A 16,213-nucleotide genomic window follows, 5' to 3' on the forward strand; every position below is an offset into this window, starting at 1 on the left:
ATTCATCATCTGATACACATTCAAACGCATTTATGAATGGTTTTTTGGCTAAAACTTCCAACGATAAATCACATCAACCATATTTTCAGCGGCACTGGTTGCTTCAATATAAACACGGCGTGTCAATTGATAACGCATGGATAAGGTTGATTCAGCATTAAACACACCCACGCCATAACGCAAATACAAATCTGGTGTAATATAGCCTGTAACATTAACATTGGTATCATCTGAGCTGCCCGAGGCATCAATGGTCAAACTCTGAAAACCAAATGCGTGACCAATTTGGTTGGTTAAATCTCTGGTTCCTGACAAACCTAAGCTTAAGCCAGCAGCAGCAAGGTGATTGGTTACTTGTGAGCGAAAACCCTGCTCTGTGATACCCAAATCACTTGATTCGCTAATGCGTCCTGTCACCAGTGCATTCATTGCTTGGTATTCATCCAAACCTGCATCATTAAATACGGTAATGTTTGGATTTGATGCCGTTCCACGAATGCGAACGCCCACCGTTTGCCCTTCAATTTGTTTTTCACCCTCAATAGATAAGCGTGGATTAAGCATGTCGCCATCAAAACGAATTTGGGCATAATTTAAATCCAAATTTTGACCGATGACATCGATTTTTGTGCGTTTAGAAACCTGAACCACGCCAAGAGCTTGCATTGCACCTTGTCCTGACTGAGTCAAATGTATCGCGCCTGCCAATGGTAATACCGCCCCAAATCCACGAAATTCAATCTCATTACCCAAATCAACACCGATATTTGCATTAATATCCCAAGGTTTCGCTCTACTTAAAATCTGGTCAATATTACCTGTGATACGGCGGTCAATGACTGATACATCTGGGGATTCGGTTACGATATCTGCGGTTGCCTCTGGCGGACGAATGGTTGCTGATGGGATACTAACAACGCCTTGAACATCTACAAATTTTTGGAAAGGTCTGATAATCACTTCCAGCTCAGGGCTGATTTGTGCCGTCACAAGCGGTGGCTGGCTGACGGTCAGATTTTCACCAAATACGCCAAGGCGAGCATACAGCTCTTCTGCCCAATCCATTTCACCATAAAGCACACCATGACCCTCACCACCCATAAATCTACCGTCTAAGCGTGCTTTAGTACCTCGTATGTTCACCGTGGCATCAACATCAGAAATGGGCACTGGTACGCCAACAATCGCTAATGCACCATTCTTTAAATTGGCATTACCATAAAACAATGGTTTGGATAATGTACCACCTAAGCCACCTGCCAAGCTGACTTTACCGCTCAATGTTTGAATGCTCGGGAAAAATGGTCGCAATACCGCCAAATTAAGATCATTCATAACAAGCGCACCAGAAATGGGCTTGTCTGTTTGCTTGGGGTTGATGATTACATCGGCATAACCACGACCTGCCGTACCCAAGATATCGGTTCTTACCTTTAAGCCATTATCAACACTTTTGGCAATCACAGACGCACGCTGATATGGCATCTCAATATAACCTGTCTCTTCTTGAGTTAAGCCAATTGTACCATCATCAGAATACAGTACAGCATCAACCAAAGGTGATTGACCTGCCTGCCACATTGCCTTAATGCGACCATTGAGCATGGATTTCCAATGAATATCACTGGGTAGAGCCGCCAATAGTACTTGAGTATCAAGATTTTGGATAATAAGATTGACATTCCCTGATTGCGGTGTATAACTTAATGTATCTTGTAAACAAATCGCACCCACGCCATCGCCTTGGATATGTGCCGATTGCCAACAATGCGCTGCAATTTGTAAGCTATTATCATCCAATCCATAGCTAAACTCGGTCGGCTGACGCTGTGACATTTTGCCAAATCCACTCTTGACAAAACCATCAGACAAAACACCATGATATCGCATATTGTTGCGATTAAATGCCCCATCAATATGCATAGATGCTTCGATATCACCGCTTTTGGTTGAAATTGATAAGATATGATCGGCTTCTGTGCCACTAAAATCCATCCGAGCAGATTTAATGGTGCGTCCCATCACGATAATATCATCACCCTGAACCAACAGCTGGCTTTCGCTATTACCCAGATTGACAATTTTACCGATAGCTTGGGCGTTTTGGATGGTGATATTGGCAAATCTGAGTGATGAGACACTGGCATCAATATATAAAGTTGGCAAAGCGTGATGATCATTGACGACAATCACACCGCCTTGAATCGCACCACTTGCGGTATCAATCAGCTGCCCAAGATCAATCACATTCACACTGGCGGTCAACTGTCTTTCATCGCCTGATATGGCCAAATGATTATTGCCAATGCGGACTTGTAGATTATCAGCATTGAGTTTATGAACGATATTTTGGGTTTGGCGTGCGTTGTTATCAATACGATTTTTTAGTGCCAATAAATCATCAGATGAAGTCGGTGGGCGGCTTGCTTGCTTGATACTTTGGATATACCCAGCAAGATCCTTGGGCAGTGCAAGCTCAGCGTAGAGACTGCCTGAAGCGATGAGCGGCTGATTATTGTAGCTACCTGTAATATCCAAATTACTGATATCAATGACTTGATGAGACTCTTGCCAGTTGCCTGCAAGCTGAATTGTACCGTTTAAGTCAGTATCTAGCGACTGGATAAATGCACCCAAATTCAATGAATTCATATCAGCCTCTAGCTGCCATGCAGCACCTTGGCTAATATCTACCCAGCCTGTCGCATTCAGCGTGCCTGCTGTGCCATCATGTCTTAGATGATTGACCATAAAGCGATTGCCAGAACCTGTCGCATCAATACTTAGATGACCATTTGGGATTGAATTGTTAATCACTTGACCATCAAAAGTGAGTGCGATATCATCCATCACGCCATCACGATATCTGCCTGATGTGGCAAGATCGCCTGTGATGATCGCAACTAAATTGTCATCATCAACAAAAGCGGCGGTATCCACCTCATCTAATCGCCCTTGAATTTGCCAATGAATACCGTCATTTAATCCAAGACGACCTGCAAGCGATACTTTGCCTGAGTCATTCATCATGACTGCCCGTGTGATGGTCAAATCATTCAAATCACCTTCAATATCCAATCCAATGCTTGAGTCAGCTACCTGCGGTAAGATATCTTGAGCAAGCTTGCCATCAAAATTTGCCTTAAGATGGCTAATTTGTCCATCTTGTAGCCTAATCTTGCTGACGCCTTGACCCATCAGATGTACTTGCTTGCCGTCATTTAATAAAGCGGTTAAATCACTGTCATCCACTTTAATGTCATGAATTGACACACCATCTATCTCACGCAGACGCCCTGAAGCAATTATTCTGCCTGAAATTTGCTCAAACGGTGTTTGATTGGGTGTTTGAAAATACGCATTGGGTTTGACTGGATTGGCAGTGACATCAAGCTGCCACTCAAGCGGTCTTTGGGCAGTCGCAAAATCAACCCTGCCAGTACCTGTCAACTCGCCCATCACGCCTTGATAGTTAAAATCTGTCAAGTGCAAGTGCTGATTTTGCTCAATATTTGCTTGCACATGATATGATCCGCTTGGGACGGCATTAAGTTTAACAATGTCAGCAGAGGCGTTAATATAGGTATGTCCGTTCTCCAAACGAACTGATGCCTGACCTGAGCGGCTATGAATCTCACCAATTTGTGGAATATCATGGCGGATTAGATTTGCCCAAGTCGCATCAATACGCCAAGGCTCATGATCACTCTGTTGATTTTGAGCCAGCGTCGCTTGAATGCGTTCACCGTCTTTTTGATTCAGATCAAACTCAAACCGAGTATCATGACTGGCTTTGTCTAATAGCGTATACTTAACCCCAAGTGAGCCTGTCAAAACCTTAGGTAGATAGGCTCTATATTCATGATAATCACTTGGCATCTCTTCACGGATACGATAGCCGTCTGCTGTAATGGTGGCATCAAGCTCATAGCCATCTTCCCAAGTCATATCACCCGTTGCCACCAAAGTACCATTGGCAGTATCAGCCTGCAAATATGGGATTTGCATGGTACTGCCACGAATAATTCCACGACCGTGATAATGCCCATCAGGAATATCTTTGGCGGATAACTCAGTGTTAATGCGTAGCTCGATATTTGAGATGACGCCATCAGCGATGATAGAGCCATTTTTTAGTAAAATATTTTGACTGTCAGCATAAGGCAATCGTACTTCATCAAAATCAAGGCGTGCACTAAAAGGTGAGTTTTTATCCAACCCTTGAGCGATAAAGCTGCCTGTCACATGATGCTGATTATATTTGCCAGTGAGTGTACCAACGGTACGCTTAAGGCTACCGCCTGCTTTCACCGACAAAGTATCAAAATACGCATCATCAAGTGCCAAGATATGCACATCTGCCGACAACGACAGCGGATAATGACCTGTTAAATCAATTCCACCAGTGGCATGGCTGATATTAATATCATCACCATAGCTTAGCATGGCGTTATCAATTTTAACTGTTGAATCTGCCCATGATGCGTGATCAAATGCGATATGATGCAGTACGACAGGCTCAGAATCCACTTGGTCATAGATAATTTCATTGACTTTGGCATTTTCAAGCTTAAGCGTCACTGGTAGGTTGATGGTCGCATAATCAAAGGGTTCGCCTGTTGATGGCTTGGTGTTTGTCACATAAACTTTATCAATCTTAGGATTGACCAAATGCACTTGGCGAGCAAACAAGGCTCGCCACCCAAGCTGTACATAGGCACGATTAATGGTGATGGTAATATCTTCACTTTGAGCGATTTTGACATCTTGCACCCAAACTCCATGGCGAATTGAGCCTTCGCTGTACTTAAGCTTAGTGCCAGTTTCTAACGCAATTTTTTCGATTAAAAACTTTGAACCTGACTCGCTGTTGGTCATGGCAAATAACACCGCCAACAACAATAAAGCGGCAATAATTGCTCCAACAATTAAGCGAATTAAATAGATTAGCCATTGTGGTTTGGGTGGGTTTGGTGGTTTGGGCTGAGTTTTAGTCAGTGCAGCAACGCCAGCAGAAACCCCATTTTCTGCCGATGACGAGTTTTTTGAATTATCCTGATGAGTCATGTGCCGCCTTTAGACATCTAATTACCAATGCGTCATTTAATCACAAATGGTTAAAATTATCAATTCACGCCAATCTGTCGGCGATATAAAATCGTAAAATAAATAAAATAATAAACTAAGCTGAATTAAAATGGTGTGCCAATAAAAAAATGCAGCTTAATGGGATTGCCCTCTTCTTTGACACCAGTTGCCACATCAACACGAACTTGACCGACAGGTGATGCCCAGCGAACACCGACACCTGCACCAATTTTGGTATCATTAGTAAAGCCTTTATCATAAGCATTACCAATATCACCAAAAACCGCCAAACGCAAATCTTTCATAAATTCATAATTATATTCAGCTGTACCAACCGCCAATACTTGACCGCCTGTCAGATAACCCTTATCTGATATAGGTGATAAACTGTCATGTGCATATCCACGAATACTTTGGTCGCCACCAGCAAAAAAACGCAAACGATATGGCACATGATTAAAATTATCCGACCAAATGTATCCTACTTGTATGCCACCAGTCATCTGATGGGCACGATTGCTGCCATAAGCATTATCCCCAAAACTATACACGCCACTAATACCAGCTCGAGCAATAGCCATATTAGCATCCGATACCAAACCGCTTGAGCCAACCTCTAAAGAATATCGCTGACGATAGCCACGCATCGGATTAACCAAATTATCTGCAACCGTTTTATGCACAGCAACACCTGCCAATAACGCCTCTTGGCTTGGCTTACCATTGACAAAATCCACTGGTAAATCCTGCCATGTTTCAGGGGGTGCTTGGGTTTTAAGCTTATCAAGACGATAACGCAATGAATAAGTACGATTCCAGCCACCATTTTGGATAATACTACGGCTAATCTCATGCTCTAGGGTGCGTGTGGATAAATCAAAACCATTGGTAGAGTGACCAAAAACTTCTTGTTGATAACCCAAAGTTGCTCTTAGCTGATCATTTAGAGGGTGGCTAAGCGGTTTGGTGGCATATAACTTGACCCCTTTTTTATCCTCAGACAGTCTTAGCTCAGCGCCTGCTTGATAGCCATCACGATTAATCAAATTATGCTCAAATTTTGTGACTAGGCGGGTACCTGTGTCCGATCCCCAGCCCAAACCAATTTGACCATCTCGTGGTTTATCACTCGCCACAAAGACATATAGCGGCACTTTTTTACTTTGATAGACATCGGCAGGGGTCTTGCGATTAGCCAATGCGGTACGCTCGGGCAAATCTATTACCTCATTTTCAGATTCATCAGGTAAAATAGCGCGTGCAACGGCAGATACGGCATCGCTGATTCTGCCCAAAATAGAGCGATTTACACCATCATCATGATTGATGGCAAGCACCCTATCATCAGGCATGTCATATAAATGGCGAGCCTTGGCAGCCACCAAATTTAGCTTGTCTTGAATCAGATTAGATGCACTAAATTCGATGGGCGAAATATCCATTAATATCCCATCCGTTAGCTCAACGGTTTCAATGACAGGTTCAAGTGTGCTTTCATCAACTTGTGCTGGTTCAGTACGGCTACTTGAAGACTGCTCAAAGCTCACTTGGTCGTTTTGGATCTGTTCACGCTCTGGAAAGACAATCTCGGTATTCACCATATTAAAATACCGTGTGGCAATCAAATCATTTGAAAGTGCACGCACCGCCTGTAAATTGTAAGCCTCTCCCATGTTAACGGTGAGTAACTGCTCAAGTAATTCTCGTTTAACTGGCAGCTTATCTGGATCGGTTGTCAATTGATTGGTTTTAGGATCAATGGTAAAAAATACCACCTCATCAAAGCGATACTGCGTACCTGTATCATAAATTAAGCTGACATCAGCGGTATTATCTGGCAAAATTACATCAACTGAACGATCCAGCCAACGCCCATCAAAATATCCATGTTCAGCACTGGCATTTTCGATGAGATTTTTTTTGGTTTCGTACTTGCCATGATGAAAGACATCGCCGATCAGCAATGGCACCTCATCCGCCACGGTAGTAAATGCTTTATCATCAGCACCTTCACCTCGTACCTCCACCGCTCGATAATCAATATAAACAGGTTCACCTAAATCATGGATGATGACATCCACCTCTCCGATGCTATTTCTTATGATTGATAAATCAATATCATAATAACCGACAGCACGCGCTGCCACCAAAGCAGTTTGCCTTAGGCGTGGGATAGAGCCATTCAAATCCATCGCTGACTCTTGGGTGATGTCTTCAAGTGCTGCTTTGATATTTGCATAAGGCTCTGTTTTTTGATGCGATGACCCAATCGCACTGGTTTCGCCTGATTGCGATGATTGATAAAATTTTGCCTTAAGCCTAGGCACCTTATTGACACCATCATTAAATAGGCGTGCATAAAGACGCTTGATCAAACCTGGTTTTTCAGGTTCTAATGTCGGTGGTACAACCACCTCACTATTAGGTTGCTCGCCTTGATATTCTGGAATATAATCATTTGGATTGATTCCCATCTCAGTAGATTCCTGAGCAAATAATTCCTCCAAGCTTAGCGGTGTGGTTTCTTCGATGACCGACATATCCAAACCCAAAGGGGGTGATTGCTCACCGATACGAGATATCGGCGATTGATCATCAAAATTGACAACATCCAAAGCTTGTGATTGGGGCTTAGCATTCAGTCCAGCAGCATTAAGGCGTGCTTGTATCTGCTCAGGTGTTAGCAAAACAGGTGGATTGCCTGCCTTTGCTTGATTGATGGCGGTGTCATGAGCGGGTATATGATTGATGATGTTTGCAGAGTTATTTTGTTGTGCCAATGCTTGCGATGTCATCAAAGGCAAATAAGCCGCCAATGCGACAGGCATAAAACTGCAATTTGCAAACAAAACGGGCTTTGACATACAAAAAAACTCAAGATAAAAAATCAAATTCCTGCTATTATAGCAGAGTTTGTACATGATGAAAGCCCAAAATTTACCCCAACTTTAGCTTAAAATACCGATAAATTATGGCAAGCCAATTAAACTTATTTCGCCGTCAAGTGTTTACATCAATGTTTTTTACTCAATTTTTTGGGGCATTTAACGATAACATTTTTAAGCAAGCATTGATATTAGTACTCACCTATTCAGCGGCAGCAAAACTTGAAACCGAGGTGAGCTTATTAAATAATTTGGCAGCATTATTATTCATCTTGCCTTATTTTTTATTCTCAGCATTGGCAGGTCAGATTGCCGATAAATACGAAAAATCTACCTTAACTGGGCATATCAAATTACTTGAAATCATCATCATGGCAGTCGCTGCTGTGGGTTTTATTTATGAAATATACAGCCTACTGTTTTTTTGCTTATTTATGATGGGTACTCAATCCACCTTTTTTGGTCCTATTAAATATGCTTATTTACCCGAAACCATGCGTCATGATGAGCTGGTTGCAGCCAATGGATTATTTCAAACCAGCACCAGCCTTGCCATTTTAACAGGCATGATGACGGCAGGCATCTTAACACAGCTATATTTCTCTGAATATTGGCTGGCTACGGTAACCATCGTTGTGGCAATACTTGGTTATTTATCAGCACGCCAAATCCCAAAAACTAAAGTTCATGCACCTGATTTATCCATCAATTGGAATATTGCTGGTACGAGCTTTGAACTACTCAAGTACCTGTATCATCTGCCCTTATTGTTTTTTATCACTTTAGGTAATAGTTGGTTTTGGTTTTATGGTGCAACTTTTTTGACGCAAACACCTGAAGTCACCAAGGTTTTATTACACGCAGATGAATCTGTGGTCATCTTTTTGCTGAGCTTATTTTCTGTTGGTATTGCCATAGGCTCACTACTGTGTAAAACGCTCACCAAAAATCAAGTCAGCTTTCGCTTACTGCCTTATGGATTATTAGGTCTGTCAGTCTTTGCGATGGCGTTATATTTTTCTTTAAATCAGCTGTCTTTGGCATTACCTATTTGGCCGTATGCTGTGATGGATATCATACATCAGTTGCACGCTTGGCCGGTATTTATCGCACTGTTTTTATTGGGATTTAGTGGCGGCGTGTATATTGTACCACTATATACTGCCATGCAAGCATATGCACCCATTGATTACCGTTCACGCATTGTTGGGGCGAATAATATTTTAAATGCCATTTTTATGGTTATTTCTGCAATTTTCTCAATTATTATTTTGGCAGTCATCAAACTGAGTTTGGCTCAGTTGTTTGCCATCACAGCAATATTAAATGCCATATTCGGTCTGTTTTTATGTCTAAAATTAAAAAAATATGATCGCACTTTACCAATCCATACGGATGAAACGGCGATTTTGCCTTGATTTTCAATTTGCAACAAAAGGGTAAGATTTTATGCAAATTTTTGTAAATCGTTACCTTAAAGTAGCATAAAATTTGATATGATTTGATAAATTTTAGGATTTTAGATTGTATTTACTGGTAATTTTAGGCGATTGCCATCAAATCATAAAATTTAGCCATTTTCATACAAAATGAACCAAAATTGTCAATTTTTATCAATTTTCAATAAAATTTTATCAAGGGTTACTACACCCTAATCAATTATTCATTCAGTCATCATTATCATGGATTTTTTATGAAAAAATTAGCACTGACATTATCAGTTTTTACTGCCATTTTTGCCTCTACCGCCATCGCTAACACCACCTATCAAAGCCCAACTATGCGTGGTGAAATCACCGAAACCATCACGGCTCGTGCTGGCACTGCTGATTTACTACAAACCATCGTGCAAGGTCTGCCCGCACCCAATATTTTAATCACAGAAATCAAAAATATTCCAACTATTACCATTGCCGCCAATACCGCAGGCACCGTCATTTTAGATGTTACTTTGGTTGATGAGTTTTTGGATGATATCGCCCCAAATGCTCGCCATTATCCAACCAATTTCCCAAATCGTACCGCTGAATATATCACGACAGAAAATATCAAACATCTGTCAGATTGGATTGAATCTTATGCCAGCACGCCTGATGCGTCATTTGATGTTGTCATTCGTGCCGCTAAATTAAACGGTATCGCAAGAAATCTTAATCTTGGTACAACCTATACAGTTCGTGCAGGCACATACATGCAAAAAGCCTTACAATTAAAACCAAATGACCTTGAAGCCAACCTGCTATTTGGGATTATGCTGTCTGAATCAGGTGGTTTTAAAGAAGGTCGTAAATATTTAGATAAGGCAGTTTCAATGGGCAATGTTGAGGCTGAACAAAGCATCGCTCAAGCAGATTTGCTAAATGACAATCGCACAGCAGCACTCAAACGCTTGCGTACTTTGGCTAACAAACACCCAAATCACGCCCAAATTGCTGAACAAATTCGTATTGTTGACAACGGTGGTTATTACATTTGGAATATCAAAGATGATGACATTCATGTCAAGCCCATCAAATAATGCGTTGGTAAGTCTATTATCTTCCGTACAGTCTCTTGATTGTACGGATTTTTTTTATTATGATAAATCTTGGCTGATTGTAGCTGATTTAAACCCTGACGAACCGCCATACGCTTCACCAGAGAAATCCATGCAGACTTTACCAATAAAACCAAGTAAATTACGCTTAGGTAAGCTTTTGTTGCCTGCCAGCTTAATGATGATTTTGAGCGCTTGTCATATGCTTATACCGCCCAAACAGACACCTGCCAAATTACTTGAAAAAACAAGAAGCAGTATCATTACAAACGGTCGTGTCAGTGCAGCGACACAATCTATTTTAGTTTCGGCAGGTTATACCCAAGAAAGTTGCATGGCGGATTTTGAAGCGTGTGTTGATGATGTTAGATCAATTTTTTTTATCGAAATGCCCAATCGTTTACAACTGTCTGTATTTAGTGAGTTGTATTATACATATGCTGACAATCTCATCGCCCAAGAGGCGTGTCGCATCGAACTTGCCAGGCCGCCCATTGATCCTTATTATACCAATGCACCCATCAGTAAAGACATCGCTGAAAATCAGCAAAAAGCTCGCACTGAGTGTCATGCCAAGTATCGAGATGCACTTTATCAAACTGTCAAATATAGCTATGCTTATTTATTTTATTACAGCTTAGGCGGTCATGGTACTCCCTCATCTCTTCCCCAAGAGTCTGATATCCGAACGCTTGATCTTTATCACCTTGCCATCAATGATTTAATCACTCAAATTTATCGCAAAGATCATGGTGCGTTTTATAATGCCAAATTTCAGGATGTGGTATCATCTGAGCAATTAGAACCTATCTACAATCAGCTAAGAATTGGTCGTGTTCTCAGCAATGACCACGGTCAAAATACACTGCATATCTCTGTTGGTGATCGTGATTTTTTGACAAGTAAGCTCAAACAACACGAACACAGCAGCGAGCTGTTTTCTGAGATGATTTCTGCTTATGATTCTAGATTGCTGGATTTGGATGTCAATGCACGACGCTCAGGGCTTGGTGTCAGTTTCGTTGGTGCTATCAATGATCGGCACACCACCAGTATTGATAATCTCAAAAAGCTTGCACGCAATAAGGCCTTAGACGATCGCATTCATCATGTCGGGCACATTCAGCTTACCGCCATCATTAAACCTATGGGCAATACCATTGATGAGGTACTGTCATCACATGAGTTTTATGCCTATTTTTTTAATCCAAGCAATAACACTCATGTCAAAATCGGCGATACATCATATCCTTTGACAGCGAATTTTTCAGCGGGCTATGCGTTGTGGTTGGCTGAAAATCAGCTAAGACAAGTCTCGCTGACGAATATGATTTCTCGTTCTGATGCCATCGCTTTACCTGAACTATTTATGCTAAAACCGTATAATCCTGACCAAAAAGTCATCATTATGCTGCATGGTTTGGCATCAAGCCCTGCCACTTGGGTGAATCTTACCAATACCCTACTGACCGATTCTAAGCTTAATGAAAACTATCAAGTATGGCAAGTTGCCTATGCAACTAACCTGCCCATTTTAGAAAACCGCTATCAAATTCATGAATTAATCCGTCATACTTTTGCCAAGCTTGACCCCAATGGACAAGACAAAGCCAGTCATAATGCGGTTTTAATTGGGCATAGCATGGGCGGTGTCATCTCAAGATTGTTGGTTTCTGATACCGATTTGACCCAAAAGCTTCATACACTCGGTCATAAGGAACAATATAAGCTGATCAATCATCTATCCGCTGACCAACGCCAAACACTCTCCAATCGATTAGTATTATCATCATTACCACAAGTTGATGAAGCGATTTTTTTATCAGCACCTCATCGTGGTACAGATTATGCAGATCGCTGGTTTACTCGCGCTGCTCGGCGTATCATCAAACTGCCTATCGAACTGACCAGATCGCTTGGTACAATATTTACCAATGATATTCAATCCCAAAGCTTCTTAGGCACTTTATACCTTCAAAATGGTGCAAGCCAGTTGTCAGATCATTCTTCTTTTATGGCACTGACCAAAGATATTCAAATTAGCCCATCTGTGCGTTATCATAGCATTATCGGCAACCATACCAATACCAATCAACAAGGTGACGCTGTCGGTAAAACAATTTCTGATGGCATCGTACCTTATACAAGCTCGCATCTTGAGGGAGCGGCATCTGAAATTATTGTTGAAGGTAAACACAACACACACGAGAACCCAAAAACCATCGTACAGCTGCGTAAGATTTTACATGAGCATTTGGATCAATAATTTGATATAAGATCATTGAATATATAAAATCATTAAATCAAGGCACAATAAAGCCCATCATCAAAATAGTGAGTGATGGGCTTTATTGTCAAATGACCGAGTATTATTCAGATACTGAGTATTATTCAGATTTTAAAACAGCAAAAATCTCATCACGAACCGTATCGATGGATTTTGTTCCATCAAAGTCATGATATTCAGGGGCATTTTCGCCCGATTTGGCAACTTCTTGATAATGACTAATCAATGTCGTGGTTTGGGCGTGATATACCGATAAGCGATCACGCACCACTTCTTCTTTATCATCATCACGCTGCACCAGTGCCTCGCCTGTGACATCATCAATACCGTCAGTTTTTGGGGGATTATAGATCACATGATAAGTACGACCTGATGCCAAATGTGCACGGCGACCCGACATACGGCTTACGATTTCATCATCAGGGGCGCTGATTTCAATCACATAGTCAATGGCAATACCAGCATCTGCCAGTGCTTTGGCTTGTGGGATTGTGCGTGGGAATCCATCAAAAATACAACCATTGTCACAATCTGGCTGTTTTAAGCGTTCTTTAACCAAATTAATAATCAGCTCATCAGAAACCAATTGACCTGCATCCATGACACTTTTTGCTTGCTTACCAAGCTCAGTACCTGCTTTAATTGCTGCACGCAACATATCACCAGTTGAGATTTGAGGAATGCCAAATTCCTTTGATATCAACTGGGCTTGTGTGCCTTTGCCTGCACCTGGTGGACCTAGTAAAATGATACGCATCATGATGTATTCTCCAAATAAAACTGCCTGATGGCAAGCGGCTGTTAGTAACAGATTGTACTATAAAGCACATTGAGAAATTGTTCAAGTTTTTTATCATAAAATCCAATGAAATCACAAGTTTTTATGAATATTTATATTCACCCATTCAACCAACTGTCATCATGAGTCTTTGAGTACTTTAAGTAAAAAGACCTGATTATTCTTCTCAACATACATTTTATAAATTATCAATAAACTCAATATTAACCAATACTAGGCTTATAACTATTTTATGGCACAATTTGAGAAATCATCAAAGACACTTCGGTTTGTTTATCCAAAATGATCGGATTGGCTGCCAAATCGCCCGCTTTAGGCATGGCATCACCCAAATGACTGATGCGTGCATTTACTACCAATGCCTCGCCCGCTTGGCGTGCTGATGACAGTATTCGTGTTGGCATCATGGCATCCATATCACTTAGTGTCACACTAACCGCTTGTTGACTCATAAGCTCACTGGCTGGCAGTTTTTTGACAGCATAAGGTGCGCCGCCTGATTGCCCACTAATAGAGACAAATAAGACATCATCAGGTCTTAGCTTGTCTACCAAGGCGGGTGCCAGATTGATGGTAATCGTCACACCTTGGGCAACAGCAGCCTGCTGATTATCAATATTTTCAACCAACTTATCCAAACTTGCCAAAGCTTCACTATGGTCACCTGAGCGTGCCATCAAACTTGAGCGTAATCTGGCAATCCATGCTTTGGCATTAGGATAATTACCTGCACGCACCTCACCCATTGCCATCATCATCATGGCACCTTCATGATTGGGTGTTTGGGTTAAGATTTGGGTTAAAATCTTATGCGTTGTTGCATCCATTCTGCCTTCATTGATAAAAAAATTGGTCTGTGCATAAGTTAATGCAATCTCTTCATTATCAGGCTGTAAGCGATTGGCCCGTGCCAATGCTTCTAATGCTTGTGGCTGTGCCTCGAGCATCATAAATAGCTCAGATAAACGCATCCAGCGATTAGCATCATCAGCATTGCGATGCACATTGGTTTGCATGGCACTGATGAGTGCCGTTGACTCTTTGGCTGCCCATTCAGGCGGTACATCAATCTTACCAGTTAATAAATCGTCCGCCACTTGACCGACTTTATCTTGAGCTTGCCAAAGTGTAAAAACTGCCGTACGATCGGCGGTCATCATATAAGCAATGACAGCCAATATCGGAATCCAAATCATGATAATTGCACGCCCTTTGATACCAACGGGCGTTTGTGCTTCTGTCGTCGTTTGGGCATCTATCAGCTGGCGTTTTAGTTCGGTGATTTGGGTTTGATAAGATGCCTCATCAATAACCCCTGCTGCTTTATCAGCATCAAGCTCAGCAATGCGTTCACCAAAAATCTGCACATTAATCGCCATCAGTTGATTGTCAGATGATACGCCAACTTTTCGCCAAGGTAGAATGACTACCAAAGAGAGCAATACCGTCAAAACAGCACACAATGAGAAAAATAAAATTAAACTTGGTGTCATATTGATGCCTTATTTTGTTGGTTTTGAGTCACTGCCATCCAACGATTTATTTTGATGATGTGCCAAGATTTTTTTAAGTTTTGCTTCTTCACCAGCAGATAAAGGTGCATGACTTGTGGGGATTTGCTTAGACCAAGAACGACCTTTTTGGGCTTTATAAATCCAGCCCAACAGCAAAAGTAACAAAAGAATGGGTGGAAAAAACCATAAAATCCATGTAGATGGACGCACAGGCGGCTTATAGCTGATAAAATCTCCATAACGCTCAAACATATAATTACGAATCTCAGCATCACTACGACCATCTTTGACCATTTCATAGGTTTTTTGTTTTAAGTCTTGGGCGATGGGTGCATCTGAGCCTGCCAAATTTTGATTTTGGCATTTTGGGCAACGCAGCTCTTCGATGAGTACTCGATACTGAGCCTCTTGCTGAGGCGAATCAAATTCATACAGCTCAAAGCTTGCGGCGGCGGTGGTTGATACGCCAATCACCAATACCATCATCAAAGCACACAAGTTCATGAATCATCCTTATGACAGGCTTTAATTTTTTTGGCATCGGATAAACCATCATCAGCAACCGCTGTCAAACAGTGTTGAATACCATCCCAATTTTTCTCACCAATCTCACCAATAATATGTTGATAAACAATGCCATTTGTCCCCACAACATAGCTTTCAGGTGCACCCATCAGCCCCAAATCAAGGGCAAAATCACCCGTAACATCCTGTACAGAATAAACAAACGGATCTTGATTTTTATTTAAATATGCCAACGCTTCAGACAGCTCATCTTTATAATTAACACCAATAATGGGAACGCCTTGCTCATGCAGCTTAAGCAAAAATGGATGCTCAGCATGGCAAGTCAAACACCACGAACCCCAAACATTTAAAATAAATGGCGTATCTGGAAAATCTGCCTTGGTGATTGTGCGTGTGGTATCGGATAATAAGGGTAAGCTTAAGTTTGGCAAGGGATTGCCCACCAAACGACTGGTATTAATCTCGGTCGGCTTGCCAAGTCGCATAAAGAACATCACCACCAGTATCATAAAGATAATCAGCGGAATAATAAACAACATCAAGCGTTTATTGGGTTTTGCCATGATAATACTCCTT

9 protein-coding genes are annotated in these 16,213 nt (G+C 41.5%); 3 read left to right on the forward strand and 6 right to left on the reverse strand.

What is annotated here, in order from left to right; all coding sequences use genetic code 11:
- Positions 1-48 precede the first annotated feature (48 nt).
- A complete protein-coding gene (locus A4U55_RS02140; RefSeq protein WP_063453961.1) occupies positions 49-5,067 on the reverse strand; it encodes a translocation/assembly module TamB domain-containing protein in 5,019 nt (1,672 codons plus the stop codon).
- 125 nt (positions 5,068-5,192) lie between these two features.
- A complete protein-coding gene (locus A4U55_RS02145; RefSeq protein ID WP_003661393.1) occupies positions 5,193-7,952 on the reverse strand; it encodes an autotransporter assembly complex protein TamA in 2,760 nt (919 codons plus the stop codon).
- A 107-nt stretch (positions 7,953-8,059) separates the two neighbouring features.
- Between A4U55_RS02145 and A4U55_RS02150 the strand changes: the two genes are divergently transcribed.
- From A4U55_RS02150 to A4U55_RS02160, 3 genes are all read left to right on the forward strand, one after another.
- A complete protein-coding gene (locus A4U55_RS02150; protein WP_003657442.1) occupies positions 8,060-9,391 on the forward strand; it encodes an MFS transporter in 1,332 nt (443 codons plus the stop codon).
- A 275-nt stretch (positions 9,392-9,666) separates the two neighbouring features.
- The gene (locus A4U55_RS02155) at positions 9,667-10,491 is read left to right on the forward strand and encodes a tetratricopeptide repeat protein (protein ID WP_063453962.1); all 825 of its coding nucleotides are present in this window, start codon (positions 9,667-9,669) and stop codon (positions 10,489-10,491) included.
- A complete protein-coding gene (locus tag A4U55_RS02160; RefSeq protein WP_042510388.1) occupies positions 10,460-12,775 on the forward strand; it encodes a lipase family alpha/beta hydrolase in 2,316 nt (771 codons plus the stop codon). Before A4U55_RS02155 ends, A4U55_RS02160 begins: the two co-directional genes overlap by 32 nt.
- A gap of 121 nt (positions 12,776-12,896) precedes the next feature.
- Here the strand turns inward: A4U55_RS02160 and adk are convergent, their stop codons facing one another.
- The 4 genes from adk to A4U55_RS02180 all read right to left on the reverse strand — a co-directional run bounded on the left by adk (position 12,897) and on the right by A4U55_RS02180 (position 16,200).
- Positions 12,897-13,553, reverse strand: coding sequence for an adenylate kinase (gene adk / locus A4U55_RS02165; protein ID WP_063453994.1), 657 nt, complete (start codon positions 13,551-13,553; stop codon positions 12,897-12,899).
- A 272-nt stretch (positions 13,554-13,825) separates the two neighbouring features.
- Complete coding sequence (ccmI, locus tag A4U55_RS02170) at positions 13,826-15,088, reverse strand: c-type cytochrome biogenesis protein CcmI (protein ID WP_049149265.1); 1,263 nt, start codon at positions 15,086-15,088, stop codon at positions 13,826-13,828.
- 9 nt (positions 15,089-15,097) lie between these two features.
- Positions 15,098-15,613 carry a cytochrome c-type biogenesis protein gene (locus A4U55_RS02175; RefSeq protein WP_013108055.1) on the reverse strand — a complete coding sequence of 172 codons (516 nt, stop codon included), beginning with the start codon at positions 15,611-15,613 and terminating at the stop codon, positions 15,098-15,100.
- Positions 15,610-16,200 (reverse strand): DsbE family thiol:disulfide interchange protein, encoded by a 591-nt coding sequence (locus A4U55_RS02180; RefSeq protein WP_003657448.1) that lies wholly within the window; start codon positions 16,198-16,200, stop codon positions 15,610-15,612. Before A4U55_RS02180 ends, A4U55_RS02175 begins: the two co-directional genes overlap by 4 nt.
- Positions 16,201-16,213: the final 13 nt, after the last annotated feature.

Origin of the sequence: Moraxella catarrhalis (assembly GCF_001632285.1) — a bacterium.
In the GTDB taxonomy this organism is placed as follows: domain Bacteria; phylum Pseudomonadota; class Gammaproteobacteria; order Pseudomonadales; family Moraxellaceae; genus Moraxella; species Moraxella catarrhalis.